The organism is Cupriavidus necator A5-1, assembly GCF_000744095.1.
GTDB lineage: Bacteria > Pseudomonadota > Gammaproteobacteria > Burkholderiales > Burkholderiaceae > Cupriavidus > Cupriavidus necator_A.
Window position 1 is genome coordinate 781,262 of the sequence record NZ_JQLI01000001.1, and the last position, 24,088, is coordinate 805,349.

Below are 24,088 nucleotides of genomic sequence, written 5' to 3' on the forward strand. Positions count from 1 at the left end.
TCGGGCAGTGGTGCTGGACCGACCCGGCAGCGGCACGAGCTAGAAGCCCCAGATTTGGGGACGGGACCCTGAGCTGCCTTGATTTCATTGCTTCCCTGTTTGAATTCGGGTGAGCGTCTAAGCTGACCTACTGGGTTGAGAAGAATTTCCTGACTCAAAATTTGTTTTAACTATTTGGGCATGTCGCAGGCATCTTGAGCGTCAGAGTCAGCTTGCTTCCCTTAGTTACGGAAATGGTCTGTCCGTAGCTGACAGTCGGCATGAACTGAATGTCGGGTGCCACAGCCACCGGCGGGTTCTTTGCGCCATCGATGGTCAGGTCGAGCTCCACAGTGACCGAGTCAAAGGACCCCTGCTTTCTTGTCTCGGCGTCCTTCTTGAATGCGCACAGTCCGGCGGAGACTTGCTGCAAGGCGGTGGGGATATCAACCGGCTTGCCTGGTGGGATCGGTGCTGTGTTACACCCGGCAACCATTAGCGCAGCGAAAGCTGGAAGGAAGGAGAGGGGGGTGCGCATTAGAATTCCCCAAGGGCCCAGTAGGCAGATCAGTCTACGTCAGCCTCACCGTCGCTTCCGTTCGCTTCCGAACTGACTTCCGTCGATGTGCGCAGACTCCCGTTGCGGCACGCTTTTGAGTGTAGGTTTCTGCAAAAACCAAGAACAATATTATGCAAACCAACGTCTGAGCACGTGCGGGTCCGCAAAAATCTTCTGATTTGACATAACGCCAGTAGAGCGAAATTTTGCGGGTTGCTGGGGGTATGTTGAACGGGGCAGGGCGGACGATCTGTCGGCGACCGGCGGTAACTCAGTCGGCCGTCGACTCGCTGGCGCTCGGTACGGCGGCAAAGTCGAAATGGGCGGCGGCACAGATGCCATTACATGCCCGGACTTCTTCGCCGTCTTTGTAAAAAGTGACCCATTTGCCGTCGCTGATGCAATGGGCGCCAGAAGACTTCATCATGGCCGTTCGGACCGTCCAGCGGAAACGGCGCATGCGGCGTGGCCCAGTAGTGGCCGCGCGGAAGAGGGACGATCGTCTTTGCCATGCTCGTCAAGCCCGTACCGTGTCCCAGAAAGGCGAGCTCCAGGCCCCGCTACGGTGAAGCGGAGGCGGTGTCAATCCTTCAACGGCATAGCACCGCTTTGTGGCATCTTCGTGCAATCTCGCCAGCAAATCACCTCCTGATTTCCGGTGCGACTTTCATGGCACGATACCTTCAGATTGTGGCCCGGGCCTTCGGCGTCGGCGCCGTCATCGTGATCGCCGCCATCGTCTCCCGGCAAGTATATCTGCGCAGCGCCGCGGAGGCTGCCCACGCAGGCGCAGACGAGGAGCCTGCGACAATGATGTTGATCCGCTGCGAGATGGTGCACGAACGTCTGCACAGCCGGCACAGGTTAGCTGCGGAGGCTGACGAGCGGTCACGCGCTCGTTGTCGGGAGTCGTGATTTTCGAAGACTCTTGCAGATCGCTCCGCAGAGGACAGGGGATCGAGGCAGCGGAACTGGCAGACGACCGCAGCGAAAGCGCAATTTCGATCAATACTTTCACGATCACGAAATTATCGGGTTGTGACGAGGGACCCCGCGGACGGTCATGATCGTCGTCTCTATCCGACCCGTTGGCGCCTGCCGTGCCGTCACAGTCTAAACGACAGGTATCCGACCGAAGCAGCCGTCTGAAAGGCCAGCCATCATTTCGGATATACGTCGATTTATGGTGTGCCCAGTTCAAGTGTGAGAATCCCGAACGAATGAAAGGAATGGCTTACATTTTTGGGTAGGTAAAACGGCCATATGGAAGCCTACTGTTTCCATACTGAAACAGACATCGTTACTGCCACGTGCGATCGACTGACTGTCTCGAATGTCGGCGGCGTTCTGGATCGTGCCCTCGCAGTACAGGGGCGGCGCTTTTGATGAGAAAGTCGACCTATAGTAGTCCAGAATTCGGCGTGTTTCATATTTGTTATTGAATCCCGCTACCACCTGAATTGCAAAAAGCTTTCGACGGATTCACTTGATTCCCAAATGGGCATCTCCTAGCCTTGCCTTCGAAGCCGGGCACATCTTCTTTCCCATTCGGATGGCGAAAAACTGGACGGCGGCGCATTTCAGTCACGACGTTGAACGCCACCAGAACATCAGGCTAAGGGGGCCCACACATTTCAGGAGAGAAGGAGTCGTCGCTGTCCGCCGCAACGCCACCGCGCAGGGCGACTATGGTGCGATGACCGCGCAAGCCCGCAGCAGGCAGCGCCGCCAGGCAAGGCGTCCGGCACTCAAGCTCGCTGCCGACAGCGTGCTGTGTGGCGTGGTTCGCGTCGCGGAGCATTGTGGAAGAGGACTCGCCATGAGGTCGATGCACGCTTCGCTGGTCCTGCTGGTTGGAGCGTTCGCGGCTACCAGCCTCAACGCGTGGGCCCAGGCCTCGGCGCCTGCCGTGTCCGCCGTGGTCGCAGGCCCGGCGGTGGAGTTGGTGAAGGCGCTCGCATGGCCCGTCGTCGCGCTGGTCATGGCCTTCACGTTCCGCCGGCCGATTGCCGCGTTCGTGAGTGCGCTCGGCAGTCGAATCACCAAGCTGTCGATGTTTAAGGTCGAACTGGAGCTGGTGCCGGCCTCTCCTGCCACCGTGACACCGCTGCTCGACGACATCCGCACGGCCACCAACCCGGCTACGATCAACGATTCGACGCACAGGATGCTCGTCGACGTGCAGGCGGGGGCGCCGGCCGACTACGCACTCGTGTCGCTGGGCGATGGCGGCGAGTGGCTCACTTCGCGCCTGTACGTTGCCACCGTCATGCTGGAGCGCATGCGTGGTGTGAAGGTCGTGGTGTTCGTCGAGCAGACGCCCGCCAGCCCGCAGCGCTTCGTGGCCGTGGTGCCGGTGGGCCAGCTTCGCTGGGCCATGGCGCAGCGCTATCCCTGGCTCGAGGCGGCATGGACGCGCGCACTGGTGTCGCTGTATCCGCAGGTGTGGCCGCCAAGGCCTGAGGGCTTGACTCCCACGCAGACGTGGCCGCCTGCCCTGCCGCCCGGCGCACAGTGGCCGACCGATCCGAAGACGCTCGCCACCCCGACCAGAGTCATCGTCTCGGACAGCGGCGGCTTCGAACCGAACACGGCGCGGCAGCTCGTGAGCGGCTTCATCGAGTCGCTGCAGCGGCTCAAGCCCGCACTGCCGGCCGGCGGCGGCTTTGCGGCCGACAGCGCCGAATGGGTGGAGATCCGCGCCGACACACAGGAGCGGGCGACCTGGGTGACTCGTCGCCTGCTGGAATCGCTTCTGCCGCCGAACGTGTTCGAAGCCTGGGCCGACGCGCTGCGCAACTCGCCGCGTGCGCGGCGCACTCGTGCGGTGCTGCGTCGAGTCGCACCTTTTGTTGCCCTTGTCGAAGGCGAGCGTGAATTCGTGCGCCTGGTGAATCGCCAGTCGCTTCTCGAGGACATTGCCGCACCCCTGGGCGAGGAGCCTGAAGGCAGCGCGCCGTGACCTGCTCCACTGCGCATCGGAGGTCATCATCCCGACAAAACGCTGCCATCGTGGGTGGGTTTCGACTGGAATATCTGAGATGGGCGTAGGTAGTTCTGGCTTGGATTTGCATCAAGAGGGGGGAAGAGTCAATGACCGACTTTCTGTCACTGCGTCCGCAGCACCTAGGAATCTTCGTCTCCCATCCTGTTAGCGGTGCGCCTACTGCGCGCCTGCCGATCTATGGCGTCATGCATAAGCGAGTTTTCGCGGCGCTACTCTTGGTAAGCGGTGGTCTCACCGGTGTTTCAGCTCAGTCGGACGGCAGGGAGCCAGCAACAAATCAGGGCGCACCTAAGTTCACCATTGCTCCAACCGACAGTCATGTGGCGTTCTTCAGGGAGTTGGAGGGCTAATGACGAAGTATCCCGCTTCGGCCACGCGATTCGCCGTAGCGGACCGACAGGTTCGCGCGCCGAGGCTCAGCAAGTTGGCGCAGCGAGCCCACCAATGTCCGAAAGGACAGGGCTGCGCGTCGCCGGGCACTTTCGAGTGTTGTGAGCGCAACTTCCGCCCGAAGTAACGCTCCGTCGAGTCGAAGGGATGGAACAACCCCATGACAACGTCAAACGCCGAATCGCGATCGTCGGACGCCTCGGCGTGTACCCGATGATGCGGCTTTCCTTGCCCGGCCGCCGCCTCCTGGCATATCTGGCGCTTCACAGGCAACCCGCTGTACGCGGGTTGGCTTCGGCCCAACTTTGGCCAAGTGTGCCGGACGACGTAGGACGCGCGAACCTTCGCCGTGCGTTATGGCACGTGCCACGCGGCTGGGTGACGACGATAGGCGACGAGCTGATGCTCAATGCGGAATGCGACCTGGAAGAGGCGCACCGCAGCGCGGCGCGCGCGCTGGCCGGTGAGCCCCTGTCGCTCGATGAGATCGAACTCCTGTCCAATGACATTCTTCCCGGATGGTACGAGGAATGGGTACTGCCTGAGCAAGACGCGTTCCACATGCTGCGTACGCATGCGCTGGAGGCGGCCTGCCGCACGATGGCGTTATCGGGCCTGTACGGCCTGGCCGTACAGGCGGGCACTGCCGCCGTCGCCGCCGAACCGCTGCGCGAATCCGCGGCGGAAGCGCTGATCGACGCGCATCTCGCGCAGCGCAACCGCTATCAGGCGATGCAGTGCTACCAGATGCTTTCGCAGCGACTCGCTCACGCGTTGGGTGTCGAGCCGGATCCCGCGCTGGCTGCGCGTGTCGTCGGAATCAACCACACCAAACGGCGTTCGAGCTAACCACAGTCACCATTTTCACCGCGCCCGCGCCCGCGCCGGCTGGGCGTCGGCTCACGCGTGGACGCAATACGGACGCATGCGCGACGCTGGGCGGTCAGACCCGCGTCGCCCCGGCAACGAAGCCGCTACCCGGCAGGCATGCTGGCGCGACGCTACGGGCGACGTCCGCGGACGGCCCACATGCTTTGCTTCCACCACGAACCACCGACGCGGAGTCGTGACATGACGATCGTCCAGGAAGCGTACGAACGCGAATGGAGCGTTCGGTCCGACCAGAACCCCTTTGCCGAGGCGATGTCCGAAACCGAAGCCTCTCCGGCCACGGCCAATCGCGTCGCCTTCTTCAGCGAGAGTTCCACCCCATTCGCTGAAGCCGCAGGCGGCATGCTCTCCGAAACCGAATCCGATCGCCTGCTCGCACAAGCATTCGCCGAGCTGCGCGACGAAGCGTTCGACGAAGCGATCGCCTTCCTCACGGAAGAGACCGAACTGGCTGTCGCTGACCGCTTCACCGACGAATCGCCATCCTCGAGCGCCGAACGGGAGCGCTACGCGGAAGCCCAGCTGTCATCCGTAAGGTTCGAAGCACATCAATACCTGGAATCGCTCGAAGCCGGCCTCAGCGGCAAAGACATCGAGTCGCTGACCGATGAGCAGCTTGACGAGGTGCTCGATCGCCTTGACCCACAATCGGGTGAACTGACACCGGCCGGCGAGGAGTTTATAGGCTCGCTCGTGCGCAAGGCGAAGAAGGTGGTCAAGTTCGTCGCCAAGACCGCAAAGAACGTCGGCAAGGCCGTGGGCAAGGTCGCCGGTGCCGTGCTCGGGCCGATCCTCAAGAAACTGCGTGGCTTGATCAATCCATTGCTCAAGCGTGTGCTGTCGTTCGCGATCGGCAGGCTCCCGACGCCCTTGCAGCCGGCTGCAAGGGCGCTGGCGGCACGCATCACATCGGAAGCGTCTGAAGAAGAGGGCTATCTCTACGAAGGCATGCTGTACGAAGGTGCTGTTTCGCCGACCAATCTGACCGATGTCGAAGCATTGGCCGAATCATTCGACGCCGCTCTCGCCGAAGCGATGACCAGCGATACCGAGGGCGAATTTGTCGGCGAGTCATACGAGGAGCGCGACAGCGAGTCAGGCGCGGGCGGTCGTGAACTCGAGCGCCTGGCCGAGGCACGCGGCGTGCTGATCGATCGCTTTCGGACCGCGAGCGATGAAGAAGACCTTGCCCCCGCAATCGAGCAATTCGTACCGGCCCTGCTCGGCGCGCTACGCATTGGCATCAATCTGGTCGGGCGTCCCAAGGTCGTCCGCTTTCTCGCCGGCTACCTCGGTCAGCTGATCAAGCGCTGGGTCGGACCCAACCTGTCGGGCCCCTTGTCGAACGCGATCGTCGACACTGGCTTGCGCCTGATCGCGCTTGAAGCTGAAGGAGATGCCGCGGAGGCGCGCAACGACGAGGCTGCGCCGATCGCGCTGGCAAGCGTCGTCGAAGACACCGTGCGACGCCTGGCCGAGAACGAGAACTACATACTGGAGAACGAGGACCTGATGCAGCTCGCCGCGGCGAATGCGTTCGGCGAGGCGGTGGCGAGCCATTTCCCACAGCGCTTCGTACGTCCTGCCCTTCGCCAGGCCCCCTCGATCGGTGGGACCTTCATCGCGCGTCGCCCGCGCAGCGTACGCACGTACCGCAAATATAGCCGAGCGCCCGAAGTGGAACTCACCGCGCAGATCGCCGACGCGCTGCCGACGTTCGGCGGGAGCACCGTAGGTGCAGTGCTTCGCGCCGCCGGCGCGACCTTCCCGATCCGCGCGCGCATGCACATCTATCAAGCCGCTGTCGGCACTACGCTGCCACGCATGATCCGGGTGGATCGCGCCAATGGCGGTGGACGCGTTCGTGCAGCTTCGTCGCAGGTGCATCCGTTGACGCCACAAGCCGCCGGCCTGCTGCTGCGCGAGCCGAAACTGGGCGTCGCGATCGCGCCGGCATACCTGCGTTCGCGCAACCGCATCGCGGTGGGTCAGCGCTTCTACCTGCTCGAACCGCTCGGCGCGGCGGGCGCGCTGGCGCTGTCCGGCGCCGCTAATGCGGCGGCTGCACGACTGACACCGAGCCGTGCCTGGACGGTGGTCAACTTGCGACGCTCCAAGATAACAGTTGGGTTGTACCTGTCCGAGGCCGATGCGCAGGCCGCTGCCGAAGGCATACGCCAGGGCCGCGGAAGTGCCGCGCTGCTGCAGGCGCTGACGAGCGTGTACAAGACCGCCTCGCAACCGACCGCCGCGGCACCCAACGGCCACCTGCGCATCGTGCGCGAAGATAGCGAGGACCACGAAGAGCTCGCTCCCGCCAGTCCTGCGCTACCACCCGCCACAACCGCAGTGCTGCGCCGGCGGCTCGATGCCTGGGTGCTGCCTGCTCTCGCTGTCTGGGCGCGCGACAACGGCGAAGCGTTCGCGCGTGCCGCCGCGCATCCGGATCCGGGCGTTACCGTGCGCATCCGGCTGACATCGGTGCCCGGACTGGACGCAATCGCAGCAAGCCCGGGCGGCGCGAGCGCGGCGGCCGCGAAGAACGCATTGCGCGGCACGCCAACGATTTCGATCAGCGTCACGTCGGGCGGGCCCCGGAAATGAACCAGGTCGCGTCCCTCGACCATGCCCTCGTCGTCGCCGACCTCGAGCGACAGGTCGCGCATTGGTTGGCCGCCTCGCGCACATTCCGCGATGCGGAGGAGTTCGCTTCGCTGGCGGCGTGGAAGTCGGTCGAACGCGAGACTGGCGCACCGTTGCGCAAGCAGTTGCACGTCGCCGTCGAGGAATTGATTGCGCTTGGTGATGCCACCGCGGCGCTGATCGTGAAGGCGCGCCAGGATCCCACGCTGGTTGAGCAGGCCGCGACCGCCGTGCAGCGCTTCCGTCGTCGCTACGGGCAGGTCGACACGACCCTGGACTTCCTGGGCGACGCGGTCAATTCGCGTACCAGCCCGCTGCTGTGCGCAGCGCTGACGACACTGGACCAGCTGGCCGTGGCGAGCATGGCACCGGTCCTGCAGCGCGCGAGGAAGCCGGTGCCGCGCGTGCTGGTGTACCAAGACAAAGGCACGGGCGCATCGATCCTGCGCGCAGGTGTGCGCCTGTGGGCACCCGGCACGATCATGCCTGTCGCGGCAATCAAGATTGTGCGCCACAATCTGTACAGACCGACCTCCCTCTTCCACGAGACAGGACACCAGGTTGCGCACCTCACCGGGTGGGTTCCCTCGGTGCGCGCCGCTCTCGGGCGTGCCCTGGCCGACGACAGGCAACTGCAGGGGATGTGGATGCCGTGGGCCTCGGAGATCGCGGCCGACGTCTATGCCTTCCTCCTCACCGGCTATGCCTCGGTCGCCGCGCTCTACGACGTGGTAGGCGATGCGCAGACCATCCTGCGCTGGCCGATCGGCGACCCGCATCCGATCGGCTGGCTGCGAACGGCACTGGGTTGCGCGTTCTCGACGCAATGCTTCGGTCTCACGGGGCCGTGGGTGCAACTGCAGCGCGCGATGGAAGCACGCCATCCGTTGTCGGCCGCCGACGAGAGCATGCAACCGCTGCTCGTGCGCTCGCTGGCCGCGATGCCGCGCATAGCCGCCGCGTGCCTGTCAGCGCCCGTGCCCGCACTGCAGAGCCGGCCGATGACCGACGTCCTCGATCCGCAACGCGTGTCGCCGAAGGCGCTTGCCGTACTGGAAACCAGTGCCGCCGCGGCACTGTGGACCTCGCCGCACTGGCGCCTGACCGAGGGCATCCGGATCGTCGCGCTGGCGGGCCTTCGCGAAGCCGAACATCCCGAAACCGCGTCGCTCTGGATCGATCGGGCGAGAACGTGGTTGACTACCGAAGTCAAAGCAGCCTGATAGAAGAGGGCAATCACCATGGCAACCGATACACAGTCAGGCCCGAGCAGCGCAGCGCTCGAAGCGCGCATCGCGGTACTGGAGGAGCTGTTCGTTCGCCTTGCACAGGCCGGTGCGACGGAAAGCATCCTCGACAACGGATTCAAGACCATCGCCGAACGCCTGGAAACCATCGCCCAGCAGATGATGCCCTTGCGCGCACTCGGCCCCGAAGAGCCAATACTGACGGAGGATCAGGACCTCCGTGTGCGGAATCTCACGGCTGCGTTGGTATCGCCGGACTGGAAGGCAAAGCCGACTCCGCGTGAACAAGACGGTGCCGCCAGCTTTCAGCAAATGAGGAGTGAGTCATGATCCGCCAACTCGTCAAGGGCATCTTCACCCTGGGGCTTCCTGCTGCACCGTCGTACCCGGCCGTTCTGCCAGGCGATCTGGATAAAGCAACAGAAGCCATCCTGATCGCCGATCCGCTCGATTTGACGCTCTACATCGAGCAGTTCTGGGACTCCTACAGCCTTTCTGCCGGGCCGGCACGCCGAAATCTGTGGACGTCGGGTCGATTCTCCACGATCAACCCGCCTGCGCCCATCGCCCTGCCCAATCCCCCGGGTGACCCGGGTGTTCCGAGTTGGGACCACCTGGCCTACAGCTATGTGCTCGAGAACACGCGGGCAAGCCAGATCCTGCGTCGTGTGGTCCGCGAGTATCGTTCAGGCGAAGGCCTGGGCGTTCCTTCGCCCCAGACACGTCGATGGCTGGAAGCTACAGAGGCGTTGCTGCATGGTGCGGGCAACCTGATCGCGCCCTGGCTCTCCACCAGCGCCGCCCGTCAGGACGCGGAGGGCGTCCGCCGCAACGCCTACTGGCGTCTGCTCGGCATGGATCTGGCCTTTGGCACAGAGGACAATCGCCCAGCCGAATACGTCAAGGCGAGCGCAGCCAATACGGACTTCGTGAGGTTGTTCGAAGAACTTCTGTACGAGTTGTGGCGTGCGATCTCCAACATCAAGAACCTCGTCGCTGGCAACGAAACCGACCAGGACCGCATCTTCCGCATTGCTCAGGAACTCCAGTTCGTACTGAGATCCCGACGCCTTGGCGAAATGCTCGATCGCGAAGAACTGGCGGCCGCCACCGTTCTGGGCTGGATCGAGCTCACCCTGAGCAATGACAACTTCGTCGTCACCGACCTCAAGGCGCAATCCACTTCATCGGCCAATCGCTTGAGACTGATCGGCAATCGGGTCGGACTGCAAGCGCACAGCAAATCCGCCGCGTTGCTGTCCATGAGCGAACACATCTCGATCCTGCTCAGGACAATCGAATCCGCGGTGATCACCGAGACTACCGTCGCGAAGCTGTATCAACCCGGTACGCCCATCGGCGAGGCCACGCGTCGTGTCATCACCGAGTGGTCTGCTGCGACCGGCAGGGACCTGAAAGCGCGCGCCAAACCCGTCGAAATGAGCCGACCGCGGCTCGTCAGCGTGCAATGACACTGCGCCTCTTCTGAGGAAAGACCATGTCCGCCGTAGCCCCGACCGTTCCGTACGACCCGCTTGGACTGGATGCTCCGTTCGCGCAAGGCAATGACGAGACGGACCGTTATGAAGCCGTGCCGGCATGGCACGAGCTGGGCGAGTCGCCGTACGCGGAAGCAACAGAGACCGCCGGTGCATACGAAGATCTGCCGCGCACCCGCGTCAGCGAAGAGGACCTGGCCTGGCTCGACGTGGAGGCGAAGAGCGACGGCTCGGAGACGTCCGCCGAAGACATCGCGGTGGACGGTGAGGAACTGGATGAACGCGAATACGAGCACGCTCGCGAATGGCAGCGCGACGCAACGGCAAGCGAAGCGGAATACTTCGACGACGAGGAGCGGGACGCATCCGAATCAAGCAATGGGTACACACAGAAGGATTCATTCGAGCCTGAAGGCGAGTCGTTGGCCGCTAGCCCAAGCGCGCGGCCTGCGCTGAAGCGCGCCACCGTCGGCGGGTTTGGCCGCTACCGCAGCGATGTTGCGTCGCTTGCGCCTTCCGAGCGTGCAAAGATCGTCGCGCTCGCGAAGTACGTGCTTTGGAGTTTCGGGCCAGGCCGAACGGCGGTACGATCGATCGAACTGGTGGGACATGCGGACAGAGACGTCGCGCGCGGGTCCGAGTTCGAGAAAAAAATGAGCCGGAACCGTGCTCTGCAGATGCGTGCGGTTCTCGCAGACACGATCGACCGGCAGAGCGCGGCGCACCAGCCTGCCGAGCCACCGTGGCCGCCGTTCTCCGCCCGCCTGGCCTGGAGCATCGTCCCACAAGGCGCCCGGCAGTTGTTGGTGGCGAACCCGCGCACGGAGCGGGAGCGAGCACGGAATCGTCGCGTGGACATCGCGCTGCGTGCGATCGATGTGGCGCCGGTGCGCAGCCTTGCCTTCGAGGCAGAAGACTCGGGTGCGTCCATCGAATGGACGTTTCCCATAATGCTCCGCTTCAGCAAGATTGTGCCGGCGGGCATCAACGCGACGAACTGTTGCAGGGCGGTCCAGACCGCGAGCCGGCTGCTTGAAGCGGCGAACCCACCGAAGTCGCGATGTGGGTCCTTCAACTTCTACGGTTCGCAGCTGATCACCGCGCGGGACTACCAGGCGCCGTTTTCGGCCACCCGCAAATGCTGTCAATGGACCGACTCATATTGGCGGAATTGCCGATCCGAACCGCACCAGACAGGCTGTGCGCACTGCGGCGACGTCCCGGGACCGCACCTGGTCCTGAAGTACGCGAAGCAGGATCTGCAAAATGCGGTGGATCGCATCAAGCGGGCGCTCGACCAGGGCTGCACGGTCGCGGCCGGCGTTCTGAGCGGAATCTGCGACGACAAGCCCGAAGTGGGATGCGCCCGCGTCGCGAAGGCGGACGTGTGGCGTCAGTGTCCCGAGCATTGGGTGCTGATCATTGCCTACCACCAGGACACGTTCCTGTTCTGGGATTCGTCGCAAGCCAGCGCTATGCAGACGCGCGAGCGACACCACTTCGGGCTGCTCGAATACGACCGGGATACGCCGCGGTTGTCCACGGCGCGATCCGTGGCAGGCGCCGACAAAATGGTGGTGGACGCAAGCGGTTTCCACACCCGGGGCTACCCAAGTGCGCATTCCCAGAAGCGCTTCCAGGTGCTGGACTTGCGAAATTTGGCGCCATGCCCCGCCTGGGAAGCGAACAAGCGGTGCGGCGAATTCACCGAGGACGGACGCTTCGCACCAGGCTCGTGCTCCTCGCTCGACACGTTTCACGAGAACTACGACGCGCAGGAAGCAGAATTCTTCGACGACGAGGAGCGCGATGCCAGCGAATCCTCCAGCCAGAACGCGCAGCAGGAGTGGTTCGAGCCCGAAGACGATGCGGGCGGCGCTGCACGACCGACGGCGCAGCTGCCTGCGCAACAGCGGGAGTGGGTCCTCGCGCTCCACCGCTCCGCACTCGAGCGGCTGCCGGATCCGGCACAACGGACGCGCTTCCTGCAACAGGACTGGTCCGACATCGAGTTCCCCGGCAACGTGCCCCGGGGGCAGTCCGCCACCGTCGAGATCAAGCGCAATTGGGCCCTCGCCCGCGAGCTGTTCGGCGCCATGGCCGGCGTCGTGCCCGAGCGCCGGGTGCCGAAGACGATCCGCTTCCGCGATCGCCCCGTCCGGCCCGTTCCCGGCCAACCTAGGCAGCAGCTCTTCGGCGAAGCGCGCGACGCGTTCGTGCGGATGTGCGAGGCCGCGCGGCAGGACGGCGTTGAGCTCTCCATCCTGTCGTCGTGGCGCAGCCGTGCGCGGCAGGCGGCGGCGAGCGCGAATCAACCCAACCCCAACGCTGTCGCGCGCAAGGCATCGGCGCACATGTATGGGCTCGCGATCGACCTACGCATGGGCGTCGCGGGCCTACCGGTCAAAGAGATCAACACGCGGGTCGATCGCGCCACTGCCGCGAAGGCGGGCACTGCCGCAAAGATGGGCAACCTGGTGCGCATGTATCGCTCGCCGGTCTACAAGTGGATGTCGCTGCGCGCGCGCGAGTTCGGCTGGTACCCCTATCGCAACGAACCCTGGCATTGGGAGTACAACCCACCCGGCCTGAAAGCGCGCTTCGAAGGCGACGCGAGCCACGAGTTCGAACAGGCCGCGGGCACCGACGAGTCGCGGGACACCGAGGCCGCATCGGAGGAATACGTCTACGAAGACGCGCTCCATGCCGAAGCGCGATGCCATTGCCAGCACGAAGAAGCGGCCTCGCCGTCGCTGCTGCGCACATTCACGGCGAAGGCGCTCGGCGTGAAAATCGCCATCCTGGTGACGCAGGCTGCGCAGACGTTGCGCCAGGTCGAGATGCTGGTGTTCGCGCACGGGCTGGATCTTTGCCGCCCGGTACGCAAGAATCGCCCGGCGACGTTCATTACCGACCCCCCATTCCACCTCGGCAACCTGGTCGAAGCGTCGGGCCGTCCCATCGTGCTGCTGGTTCCGTTCCTGGACTGGGAGCATATGGATGCGAATGGCATGGCGTTCGGCCGAAAGTGGCACCGGCTGGCCCAGCCTGCCGTCTTCAACCAAGTCGCAGCCGAAGCGTTGGAACAGGTTCGCACGCTAACGGGGAGCGCCTCTGCGCCGGCATTGCAGCGCTTAATCCTGTCGGGACACTCGCGTGCCTACGGCTTCTTCGACGCTCTGGCGCACGCGAGCGCTTCGCCGCAGATGCATTCGGGCGCACTGGGTCGCCCGTTACACGTCTGGGCGCTGGACACGACCTACTCCGCACCGATCGCCGACTGGAACGCATGGCTGCAGTCGCGCGACGATCTGCAGGCCACCGTGGTTTATCGACACGGCACGTACAAGCCCAGAGGCTCGACCGTCCCGCGCGAACTGACGACCGGAATCCGTGGCAAGCAGTTCGGCAGGCTGGCCGCCACCAGCCAGGGACGGCTGAGTGTGCTGCCAGTGGCCGCCAACAAGGTTTCGCATTGCTCCATACCGAACGCTTACCTGCCCCGCCTGCTCGCCGCGCTGCCGGCGTTGCCCACTACGGGCGAACTCGAGGCCGAAGCGGATGAGTTCGGATACGAAGACGGCGAGGATCTCGCCGGCCTCGCGACTGAAAGGGAGGCATTGTCGTACGGCAGCGAGGCGATCGAGGGCGAATGGAGCGAGGGGATCGCCAACGAGGAGGAAGACGTAGCGACGCGCTTCGATGCGCGCTACGAGTCGGGCGAGGATCTCGCCGGCTTCGCGGCCGAAGCGGAGGCGTTGGGGTCTGGCGACGAGGCGGTCAGCGGCGAATGGGGCGAAGGCGTCGCCGGCGAAGAGGAAGGCGCGCCCGCGCGCTTCGATGCGTTCGGCGATGAGCGCGATTCGGAGTGGTCATCCGAGTCCAGCGAAGAACTCCAATCGCGCGACAACGTTGACGAAGAAGCCGAGCAGCCACTATCGTTCGAGTACGAGGAGCAGGAAACCAGCTTGGCCGGCAGCGGCCTGACGCCGGCCGAACAGAAGGCCGTGGAGATCACCAGCTTGTTCGAAACCGGCAAGCGCGGGGGCTTTTACGGACTAAGCGGAAACTTCGATGGACAGGGCCTGTCGTTCGGTCTGGTCAACTGGACGATCGGCACCGGTAGCCTGCAACCGCTGCTACGCGACTTCGCGAGGGAGCATCCCGCGCACTGGGCGTGGGTCTTCGGCGCCGACGCCTCGAGCTTCCTGCAGTTGATCGCACGCAAGGGCGAGGACGCGCGCAAAGAGCAGCACCGCTTCGCCGTCGAACAGATGAATACCGTCTCGACCGGATCGCACGGCAAGCGCATCTGGACCGTGCGCCAGCCGTGGGTCGGCTATTTCAGGCGCCTGTCGGAGGATCCCGCCTTCCAGCAGATCCAGGTGCGCTATGTGCGCGACCTGCTGGCGTCCGCAGCGAACTACTGCCGCCGCTTCCACTTCAGCAGCGAACAGGCGTTCTGCTTCATGTTCGACGCGGTGGCGAGCCACGGGAAGTGGTGGCTGCATAAGCAGTTCGACGGCGTGAAGAGGCGTCGTGCGCTGCTCGAGCAGGCCCTGTCGGCACTGGCGGCACGGCATGGCGCTGGCCGGGTGCCGGAGAGCGAGGCACTGCTCGCGATCGCGGACGTACTCGCCACCACCTCCGCGCAGCGCTGGGCCGACAAGGTGCGCCGGCGCAAGCGCTGGTTCGTCACCGGGCAGCATCCACGCGGACGTGAGCTTGACGGGTTGAGGCCGCGCGCGGATGTTCCCTATTCCACGTCAACCTCGACAACGCGCGTGCACGAGTCCGGTGAGGCCGACATCGCCAGCGACTCGGAACTGGCGGACGACGCCCAGGCGATCCTCGGCAAGTGGACGGTCCGGGTAAAAGACTGGGTCTGGGAGTATGAGTTCTCACCCGAAGGAAAGGTCGTGTGGCGCGATACACGCAGTAACGAGAAAGGTGTGGGCCGTTGGTCGCTCGCGCCCAAGGTCATCAACATCAGCTGGTTGAATTCGGCCACTAAGGAAACCTGGCTCCGCTCCTCCCTGACGTCTGCGCAGCAGACGGGCTGGTACGAGTCGAGTTACTACACCGGAGCCTATGAAGCCAAGAAGGTCATTGGCACGGCCGATGCGGGCGTGGGCAGGTCCATCCCGCCCGGTGGCCTCACGCTCCCCATAGACACCCAGGCGGTTGAAGTCGACCTGGGTTGGATCCGCATGACCAAACGCCATCTCTTCGTCCACGGCAATCTCCACCTGGAACCAACGACGTCGGACGTCGAGACGCCTTCGGGCGTTACCCTCACGCCGCTGAACAGACTTGGCTTCCCGGTGCAATCCGAGCAAAGAGGAGGGTTTCCAAACGTGAATATGCGCTGGTGGAATCTCGGGCCGTCTATGCACAGATGGAGATTCTTGCGCCTGCCCCCTTCGTACCGGCCGCCAAACCCGGTTCGCCCGAGCGTGGTGGGCACCCTGACATTCACCGAGAGCGACACCTGGCCCGGCGACTAGTTGCCGCTTAAAGCAGGAGGGCGCATCAGCCGGAGGGGCAATGTGGCCGGATGCACTCATCTCCGGAGCCTCGTGCCATTTGCATCGAACCCCAGCTTTGAGTCCCTGCCCGACTTCATGCCAACCAAGGACACATCGAGCGATGCTGAATTCGGCTTACAAAATCAGAACCGGATCCCATGACGGCGAGATCCAACAGGTGGCGATGTTCAACCCCTGCACCGCCCGGTGGCTCGCGTCATTCACCGTCGGCGCGCATACCGTGATACTTCGCGGCCCGTTCCGGACATTCAGGGAGGGGCAGCATGTCGTCAGGCATGCGACCTGGGTGCGCACCTACCCGCAATCGTTCCGCGACGAATCCTTCGACCCGGACTGGCTTGCATCGGCACTCGAGGCAAACGCGCGTAATGAGCCCGACATCCTCGCGGTTGCCATGCAGTACATCGCCGGCAGCGCCCCCATCCACGCCGACGATGATCCCCAACTCCAGATCGCGGGCGATGCCAGTTACGGGCCGGAAATCGGAGACACGCGAGCAGAGGGCTCGGACTTCAACGACTACCTTGGGATCGCATGGCCTTACGTGGATGAAGGCACGGATCATCCGGAAAGCCGGCAATACCGCTGCCTGGACTGCTCCGGCTACGTACGCATGGTCTTCGGCTATCGCCGCAACCTGTCGGGGCGCGATCCCGGAAACATCGCGTTATGTCGGCACCCTCGCGAGGACAGAGCGGCGATTCCGCGACGCGCCCATGAAATGGCAAGCCACGCCCCCGGCGTGCTCATCCTGCGCATGGCCACGCATCAGGCGACGGATTTTCTCTACCTCGCTGCGGGCGACCTCGTGTTCTTCGATGCCGATCCGGACGACGGTCCGCAGATCGACCACGTCGGCATCTATCTCGGACGCGACACCAGAGGACATCACCGTTTCATTTCCAGTCGGAAGCGGAGGGACGGTCCGACCATGAGCGACATCGGAGGGCGTTCGACCCTGGACGGCGACGGTCTGTATGCCCAGGCGTTTTGCGCTGCGCGACGTCTATAGGAATGCGTTCGGTGAAGAACCCCATCCGGAGGCGGGTCAGGTCCAGGTGATTGATGCCGCATTTAACGCACTACAACATGGTGGCGCTGGCTCATAGAAATCATAGCAAGCGTCGGCGCGTTCCTCGCACCGACCTATGCCCACTCGGAGGTGACCAGCTACAGCTACAACGCCTTCGGTGCGACCACGACGGGGGCAAACGACAGCAGCCAGCAATTCACGGAGCGAGTGGACGACTGAACAGGGCTGTAGTTCTATCGGGCGAGCTACTACATTCTGCTAAAACCATGGCTAGCCGCACGGGTCGCGAAGCGACGGTCGCCCTCAGAGATCCGTTGACCGTTGATCGGCCTGAGGCGACGTTCGAAAGTCCGCGTTTGCCGCGAGGCAGCGTCCGGAGATGGCAACTGTCGTTGCGCCTCCTTCAACCTCGCCAGCAGGCGTAGGCTGGAGCGCGCGGAGGCCGGGAAGAACGTGACGGGCCTCCGTCGATAAGGCACGATAACGAGCCCTTGTCGATCTATATGGAACAAGCCGCTGGGTCTCGTCATGACTCCGACTCCTCTACCTCTTTGGCCATGCTTGCCGCGCAGTCTGCCGCCCTTGGCAGGCGGCCACGCATCAGCTGTTAGGCGGCGATCGCTGCTTCGGTCAGTGCGAGCTCACAGGTTGCTGGCAAAGCCATGCTGGCCGGCTCCGCATCGCACGACTGTTCGGCGACGCTCAGGCGCGGCGGAAAGTCTGTCGGGCGAAGCCACTGCGCCAAAAAGGCGCCCAGCGCGTCGAGTTGCACGTCGGAACTCAGCCCATGCGCCCCAGCAAACGGTGGACTAAGTACCAGCGTCGTCTGATCGTGCTCGAAAACCTGCAAGCGCCGCGCCAAATCGGCCGGCTTCAAGAACAAATCGTTTCGCTCCACGTCCTCGAAACCGAATGCACGCTGATAATCGTGCGCGTGACGTTCGCCCAAGCACAATACCACGCGGGGGCAATACTGGCGGCGCAGCGACGAGATGAAGCGGAAACGCCCGCCGAGGCGGCACAGACGAAGATATTCCGACTTGAGGCGCAATACTGGCTGCTCACGGAAAACCTTGCGCCAAGGCAAGGCTTGATCTGGTCGTTCAGGCAGCGGGAAAAGACTTAGCTTGAAGTCCCAGCCGCGCGGCGCATAGAGATAGCCGTCAAAGTACTCCTGTGCAGTGATCGGCGTGCGCCCTGGCGGCAAGGCGGCTCCCCGCGCGGCAGCCAACACCCGTGCAATGCGGTAATGCGTTTGCCACCGCGGCAGCAGATGCGCATGGCGCCAACGGAACGCCTTATCCCATGTCCCGGGTATCGGCTGCCGCTGCAACGCAACTGACAGCGGTACGTAGCCATTCAGGGGGGCCGCATCGCACACCCAGATCGCGGCGGCCGGGTTGCCGCCATCCATACCCGCAAACGACGAAAATGCAATGTCCAACTCCGCCTGACTCAGTGCAGGAAGCTGGATCTGCTGCATCCGATTCAATCTCTGATGGTCCGCGAGCAAGATCAGAGGACGAATGTTCGTCCGGCTTGATGGTCAAGCCTGAAATAATAAGAGTGCCGTCCCCGACGTTGTCTGAGCAAATCTGAGCAGACCGGCCCGACGAGGCGGCACTGGGGAGCTCCCTGCCCTAGCCGTCGATCTCGATCCGCTGATAGACCCGGAAACCTTTGCCTCGCACCGTCGACACCGGCAACTCCAGGCCGCACGCCTGCTCAACTTTGCGGCGCAGGCGGCGCATCTGGGTATCCAGCCGGCGCTGGTCATAATGGAGGAAATCCTCTCCAAGCGCCCGCACAATGGCCTTGCGTGTCACGCATTCGTCGCCGCTGGCAAGTGCATGCAGGACCGTGTAATCCTGCGCCGACAGCGGAATGGGCGCGAACCCAGGCGGAATCAGGGTAGGGGGTGCATCCGATAATCGCCAGGGTGCCTCTGCCGACGAGCTATCCGACAGCAGCCGCTCCTCCGGCAGCACCTGTGCACGGTCCGAAATATCGCGGGCGACGGCCACCCGCTGGTTCTTGCATTCTGACAAGCGCGCCGACCACATGATGTGCACGATACTGCCGTCCTTGCGCACATAGCGATTCTCGAACTGACGCTGCAGATAACCAGCCTCGATCCGTTCGACAGCCTTCAGGGTTCTCTCCCGATCCTCATGAAAGACGAAGTCAATCATGGGCTTGCCCAGCATTTCCTCCGTTCTGTAGCCAAAGATGCTTTCGCAAGCCCCTGTGATGGACAGGAAACGGCCTTCGCGGTCGACGACGCAGATCGCGTCGAGCAGCAGGTCCATGACGTGCATGAGTGGCAGTGTTGCCATATTTGTTATTAATGTTGGGGGCGCCCCGCCCTGGACGCCAGAGGTGCTTGCGATTTTACCTCGTGGATATCTGTGGGCAGACGAGCTTGCACCATCCGGTTGAGCAGATGACTGCACTGCAAGTACACGCGGTGGATACACGGTGGGTGAACTTGTCGAGCGTGCGGACTTCCAGATAGCTGTCTGCTTTCTACGGATGAGTTTGCTGGAACTCACCGATACCGCGATGCACCAGACCAGCCGACGCAGCCAGGATCTGTTCCGACGCGCGGCCAGCACGGCGCAGTCGACGCACATCCGCTCCGCCGTGGAAGACAGGCAGCAGGCGCTCAAGGCCAAGGCCGTCCTGCAAGACAAGAGCAAGTCGACCGAGCAGCGAGTGGATGAAGCCCTGGAGCACCTGGCCGTCGTCACCGACGCGGCGCATTCGAGCTTTGCGTCACACGTGCGCGCGGCGCTGACCGGTGACCATCAGCGGATTCACGCTCTGCTGTCGGGCCTGGAAGGCCTGGAATTCGGCGGCAGGGAGGACGATCCCGGCTTTGCGAACCTCAAGGCGTGGCGCGACCTGCAAACAAGGAAGCTCAATGCTCTGCCAGAAGACTTTACGGAGACCGGCGTTGGCACGGCGTGGCATGACCTCGTCCATGATCCTGACCCCAAGCGCGGCTATCAGGCCTTCTCTGCCTGCACGATGATGTCGCTACGAAATAGCCTGCGTCGGGGCAGCGTATGGATTGACCACTCGATGCGCTTTCGTGATGGCGACCAAATGCTCATCCCTGCCAAGGAGTGGGAGCGCGACCGTGTCAAGTATCTCGGGCTATTGGGCCCGCCAGTCGCGGCTGATACCTTCATCGAACAGCTACGGGATACGCTTCGTGCTGGCGTGGCTGCTGTGGCCGAGGCCTCCGCTCAAGGCAAGATCGAAATAGGAGACGATGGCATGCTTCACCTGCCGGCGATTGTGCCGCTGGAGCAGGACGATGAGCCGCGCCGCACACGCGACTTGATCTACAAGACAATCGGCGATGTGCAGTTGCCGGACCTATTGCTGGAGGTCGACGCCTCGACCAATTTCAGCGAGGTGCTGCTCGGGCACCGGGCGAAGTCCGTGGCCGAACTGCTGTCGACCTACGCGGCCTTGCTCGCCCATGGCACCGAGATCGATGCCAAGGGCATTGCTGCGATGATCGAGCACGGGGCGCCTACCGGCTCGAACCCGGAAGATGGCAGCGACAGCAGCGACGGCAACGACAACCAAAACGATGACAGCAAAGACTGAGCGGGCGGCGGCGATCCGCTGGATCCAAGACGAGGGCTGGCCGGGATTCGCAAATATGTGAAGCTTCAGATATTCACGAATCCCGGCCGGCCCTCGTATGGTCTATCTTTGCTTTATGGCTTCTTTTCTCACGGAGGTATTGCTGTCGCCCAGTGCGCGTGGACTGAGCCAAAGCTTGCTGCCTGATCCTTTGTACTTCGAACCTCCCACGCAACGTGGGCTTGCCTTCATGAAACAAATTGCAGCCGTCCTTTTTCTCAGCCGGGTCCTGTACAGCCTCGAAGCACTTCGCGATTCACTGGGTACGGATTGTCCGCCGACAAAGGAAATGGTCGTCATGCGGCATTGTGTCTCGTCGCTGACAGTCGGACGAGACGACACGGCCACCGCGACCACCTGATCGGAGAAGACGCATGGGCATGACAGGCAAGCAGCCTGCGCACCTTGCCCAGGCCCCGGAGAGTCTGGGTGCTTTCGTTCGCCTAGTCACCGAGTGGCTGCGCCGGAATTCCAAGACGGCATTCCTCTCCGCCGTGGTTGGCGCCGCATTCGGTTACGCAGCGAACGCGCTGCTGCTCCTCTTCGTCTACGGTAGCCACCAGGTGGACCCCGGCGTTCTGGCGTTCGGGCAGGGCAATGCCTGGTGGGGCTCGCTTAGCTTCGCGCTGGGCGGCATGGTGATCGGCGGACTCGCTGGCTATTGGCGCTCGGTCGGTACCCAGCGCTTCTGTCAGGAGTTGGGGGAATTCCCTGCCGCACTCGGCCTCATTTTCAAACGAGACGGCGAGGCCGCTCGCGTTCATCTGCTGTGGGGAGCGGCCGTCAGTCTGGTTGCCGCCAACCTGGTCTCCCCATGGGTCGGCCTCTTCCTCGCCGCGGGCTTGATGTCGTCGCTGCCCTCGATGCTGGGGCGGCTAGTTTCGGCGCTGCTGCTCCACCTGTGGTCGGAGCTCGTCCAGCACGTTGCCCCCTCCCGAGAACGGCGCCCGGTGGGCGTGTCGGGAATGACGGTCGGGGTGCTTGGAGGCGCACTCGCCCTGTGCGTCGGCTTCGTCCTTCCCGGTGTCTTACCTAAGCTCGCTTTTGCCGGGGCCTGCGTGATCGCGGCGCTGATATTGTCCCGCCGGATTCCGCCCAGCGCCGCCGCGCTGTTGGCGTTCGTGGAACTCGCATGGCTTGCGCTCGGCGACTCCCGGCTCGGCCTGATTGACCATGCGTTCGCCCAACGGTGCGTGCCGGGCGAATGCGTGCCGGGCGAGATGGGGGGCTGGACCGGCGAGGCGCATCATCACGGCGCAGCTGCCGACGTCCCGGCGGTGCTCGGGCAGTCGGTCGGCGGCGGTCTCGCGGCCGGCTTAGGCGCCGGGCTCGGTGCCGGAGTCGGTGGCGTGCTCGGTGCGCCGATTGCGGGCGCCGGCGGCGGCAGCGGTCCGGAGCCCAAAGTCCTCCCTCCGCGAGGCGAGGCCAGGTCTGCGCCGCCGGACGGGTTGGCGACCCCGCCGACAGTCTCCGAGCATGACAACACGATGCCTCCGCCCGACCTGCCGTGGACAGCCGACGCGCCGTTCACCACCTCCGCCGTAATCGATGGCGTGGGTGACTTGCCCGATCCCAACCTGCCTTGGTGCATGCCCGGCACGACGGTTACCGATGGTGATGTCACGATGCCTCCGCCCGATCTTCCGTGGACGGGCGACGCGCCGCTCACCACCTCCGCCGTGCTCGACGGTTCCGGCGATCTGCCCGACCCCAACCTGCCGGGGGCGTCCGGACTGCCGCCGGCACCGCCCGGGGCACAGGCCGCAGATTCATTCCCGCAGCCGACCACGGCCATTGAAGACGCCTATAAAGTGCAAGCCGCGGCGGCGCAGCAAACGCTCGACGCGCTTAGCGACATGCCACGGGTAATGCTCGACACGGCTGGCGGCGTGTTGACAGACGTTTTCTGGAATATCCCGAAGGGGCTGGGCCAGCGGGCGATCGCCGGGGCACAGGCGGGGGGCGAGTTTTTGACCTCTCCCGGTCAACAGGTTCGCGCCGTCATCGCGCTTGCAAGAGGCGGCATCGCATTGGGACGCTCGGCCTACTCGGCCGCTCGCACAATAGAGGCTGCGATTGATGACGCCCTAACACCCAGCACCTGGACGAATCTCAAAGACGACCTCTCGCGTAGCCCCGGAGAGACCGTAGGCATTATTGGCAGCACGATAGGCGGCACGGTAACAGATACCGCCGCCATGGTGTGGCAAGGCCTGCGCGGCGCCGTCGAGACGTCGTGGGACCACCTGAAAGCCGCCGGCGACCGGACTCATGGGCGGGACGTCATCAACGGTCTCTGGGATGGGCTCGTCGGCGCGACGATCGGCGTTACCACGGTCGCGGGCGTCGTCGAAGGTGGCGCCGCGATCAAGGCCGGAGTAACCAAGCTCGCCGGCGCGGCCAAGGGTACCGCCGGGATTGCCGAGGCAGTGGTTCCGGCTCCAGCTTCCGGCGTGCTGGGGGAAGGTGTGGCGGCGGCCTCCGCTGCCGACGATACCGCGCGGGCCGCGGCGCAGGGTTCCGGCCGTGGCGCCCAATTTACGCAAGGTGCCGACGACGTCAGCGCCTCCACAGCAGCCAGCGCGTTCGACGATACGGTGCCCCAGAGGCTGCCGGACAGCCCAGCCCCCTCCACCCCCCAGGCGGAAGCGCCAAAGGTCCCCGAGATCAAGCATCTCACCGACCAACAACAGATCGACCTGTTGGACAAAGCTAACGCCTTGCTGGCGAAAGCAGAGGCCGCGGAACCGGCCATGACCAAGAGCATCCAAACCACCACGGACGCGATGGGGGGCCAGATGGAGGGCTTGAAGGACCGCTTGAAGAGGCCGGGGTCCTTGGTGGAAAAGGTTGCCAAGGATGTCACCCGAAAAGGCCTCAGTGTTGAAGCCGCGGGGGACAACATCGCTGACACGGTCCGTTATACCTCAACCTTCCCACCGGAAAAGCTCGCCGACGGCACGGTGGCAGTCTTGAAGAAATTTGCAGACGAGGGATACCAGATTGTCGAATTGAAGAATACCTGGCCGGACGCAATGAAATCCTACAAGGGGATCAATGTCCAACTGCGTAGCCCAACCGGGCAGTTAATGGAAGTGCAATTCCATACGCCGGAAAGTTTGTGGGCCAAGGGCCCGGGTACTCACCACCTATTCGAAGAGATGCGAAAGCTTACTCCTGCTGATCGCTCTAATCCCGCTTGGGCGCTACTTGATGATGAGCAAATGAGGATCGCTAAATCGCTGCGCGTCCCGGACAACATTGACAAAATCCCGTCGATCCCGAAGAAGCAGGGGCCCTGACCATGTGGACATACTACAAGCAAGACTACCCCCGGGGTGAGTGGGTGATCTTCCGGGAAGATAACGGCGTCAACCCGCAGGTCTACCATCGCCAAAAAGGCTGGACGCCTGACAGCGAACTGCTCATCGATCTTCGCATGGGCGGAATCGACGAGAGCAACATCATCAGCAAGGAGGAGGCTTTTGTGCTGATCGGGTCACTCATCAGCAGCCGGGGCCCGAGCGGCGATGAGAGTCTCTAGGGCGCGGCCGATGGAGAAGGGTTAACTGATCGGAAACGCTGAATGCCCCCGCCCCAAATGGTCACGGCCTCGAGATGGTCTATTGTC

Annotated in this window: 16 protein-coding genes and 1 pseudogene; 13 read left to right on the forward strand and 4 right to left on the reverse strand. The window is 63.6% G+C overall.

Going from position 1 to position 24,088, the window contains the following annotated elements:
• Positions 1-166 precede the first annotated feature (166 nt).
• Both K307_RS03545 and K307_RS49020 read right to left on the reverse strand, forming a co-directional pair.
• The gene (locus tag K307_RS03545) at positions 167-517 is read right to left on the reverse strand and encodes a hypothetical protein (RefSeq protein ID WP_042876341.1); all 351 of its coding nucleotides are present in this window, start codon (positions 515-517) and stop codon (positions 167-169) included.
• A gap of 292 nt (positions 518-809) precedes the next feature.
• The gene (locus K307_RS49020) at positions 810-965 is read right to left on the reverse strand and encodes a hypothetical protein (RefSeq protein ID WP_230625439.1); all 156 of its coding nucleotides are present in this window, start codon (positions 963-965) and stop codon (positions 810-812) included.
• A gap of 242 nt (positions 966-1,207) precedes the next feature.
• On the opposite strand from K307_RS49020, the gene K307_RS03550 reads away from it, so the two are divergent.
• The 10 genes from K307_RS03550 (at position 1,208) to K307_RS03590 (ending at position 16,776) form a co-directional block, all read left to right on the forward strand.
• Entirely contained in the window at positions 1,208-1,453 is a 246-nt protein-coding gene (locus tag K307_RS03550; RefSeq protein ID WP_042876342.1) for a hypothetical protein, read from the forward strand.
• 571 nt (positions 1,454-2,024) lie between these two features.
• Positions 2,025-3,500: a hypothetical protein gene (locus tag K307_RS50875; RefSeq protein ID WP_155301055.1), complete on the forward strand. Its 1,476-nt coding sequence runs from the start codon at positions 2,025-2,027 to the stop codon at positions 3,498-3,500.
• Between the two features lie 131 nt (positions 3,501-3,631).
• Positions 3,632-3,895 carry a hypothetical protein gene (locus K307_RS47405; RefSeq protein WP_155301056.1) on the forward strand — a complete coding sequence of 88 codons (264 nt, stop codon included), beginning with the start codon at positions 3,632-3,634 and terminating at the stop codon, positions 3,893-3,895.
• A gap of 187 nt (positions 3,896-4,082) precedes the next feature.
• Complete coding sequence (locus K307_RS03560; protein WP_042876346.1) at positions 4,083-4,784, forward strand: AfsR/SARP family transcriptional regulator; 702 nt, start codon at positions 4,083-4,085, stop codon at positions 4,782-4,784.
• A 222-nt stretch (positions 4,785-5,006) separates the two neighbouring features.
• Positions 5,007-7,430: a hypothetical protein gene (locus K307_RS03565; RefSeq protein ID WP_042876349.1), complete on the forward strand. Its 2,424-nt coding sequence runs from the start codon at positions 5,007-5,009 to the stop codon at positions 7,428-7,430.
• Entirely contained in the window at positions 7,427-8,692 is a 1,266-nt protein-coding gene (locus tag K307_RS03570; RefSeq protein ID WP_042876350.1) for a hypothetical protein, read from the forward strand. Before K307_RS03565 ends, K307_RS03570 begins: the two co-directional genes overlap by 4 nt.
• 18 nt (positions 8,693-8,710) lie before the next feature.
• Positions 8,711-9,046: a hypothetical protein gene (locus tag K307_RS03575; protein WP_042876352.1), complete on the forward strand. Its 336-nt coding sequence runs from the start codon at positions 8,711-8,713 to the stop codon at positions 9,044-9,046.
• Positions 9,043-10,188: a hypothetical protein gene (locus K307_RS03580; RefSeq protein WP_042876355.1), complete on the forward strand. Its 1,146-nt coding sequence runs from the start codon at positions 9,043-9,045 to the stop codon at positions 10,186-10,188. The genes K307_RS03575 and K307_RS03580 overlap by 4 nt, the downstream gene beginning before the upstream one ends.
• A gap of 26 nt (positions 10,189-10,214) precedes the next feature.
• The gene (locus tag K307_RS03585; protein WP_042876357.1) at positions 10,215-15,722 is read left to right on the forward strand and encodes a D-alanyl-D-alanine carboxypeptidase family protein; all 5,508 of its coding nucleotides are present in this window, start codon (positions 10,215-10,217) and stop codon (positions 15,720-15,722) included.
• 142 nt (positions 15,723-15,864) lie between these two features.
• Positions 15,865-16,776 carry an NlpC/P60 family protein gene (locus K307_RS03590; protein WP_051974623.1) on the forward strand — a complete coding sequence of 304 codons (912 nt, stop codon included), beginning with the start codon at positions 15,865-15,867 and terminating at the stop codon, positions 16,774-16,776.
• 628 nt (positions 16,777-17,404) lie between these two features.
• Here the strand turns inward: K307_RS03590 and K307_RS03595 are convergent.
• Positions 17,405-18,280: a hypothetical protein gene (locus K307_RS03595; protein WP_063771655.1), complete on the reverse strand. Its 876-nt coding sequence runs from the start codon at positions 18,278-18,280 to the stop codon at positions 17,405-17,407.
• Between the two features lie 157 nt (positions 18,281-18,437).
• Positions 18,438-19,106 (reverse strand): PAS domain S-box protein, encoded by a 669-nt coding sequence (locus tag K307_RS03600; protein ID WP_230625441.1) that lies wholly within the window; start codon positions 19,104-19,106, stop codon positions 18,438-18,440.
• A 208-nt stretch (positions 19,107-19,314) separates the two neighbouring features.
• On the opposite strand from K307_RS03600, the pseudogene K307_RS03605 reads away from it, so the two are divergent.
• The 3 genes and pseudogenes from K307_RS03605 to K307_RS03615 all read left to right on the forward strand — a co-directional run.
• Positions 19,315-20,328 (forward strand): annotated as a pseudogene (locus K307_RS03605) (Tn3 family transposase); the annotation flags it as partial.
• A gap of 503 nt (positions 20,329-20,831) precedes the next feature.
• Positions 20,832-23,759 (forward strand): hypothetical protein, encoded by a 2,928-nt coding sequence (locus K307_RS03610; protein ID WP_042876361.1) that lies wholly within the window; start codon positions 20,832-20,834, stop codon positions 23,757-23,759.
• A gap of 2 nt (positions 23,760-23,761) precedes the next feature.
• On the forward strand, positions 23,762-24,001 hold the full coding sequence (locus K307_RS03615; protein ID WP_042876363.1) for a hypothetical protein: 240 nt from the start codon (positions 23,762-23,764) through the stop codon (positions 23,999-24,001).
• The last annotated feature ends 87 nt before the right edge of the window (positions 24,002-24,088 follow it).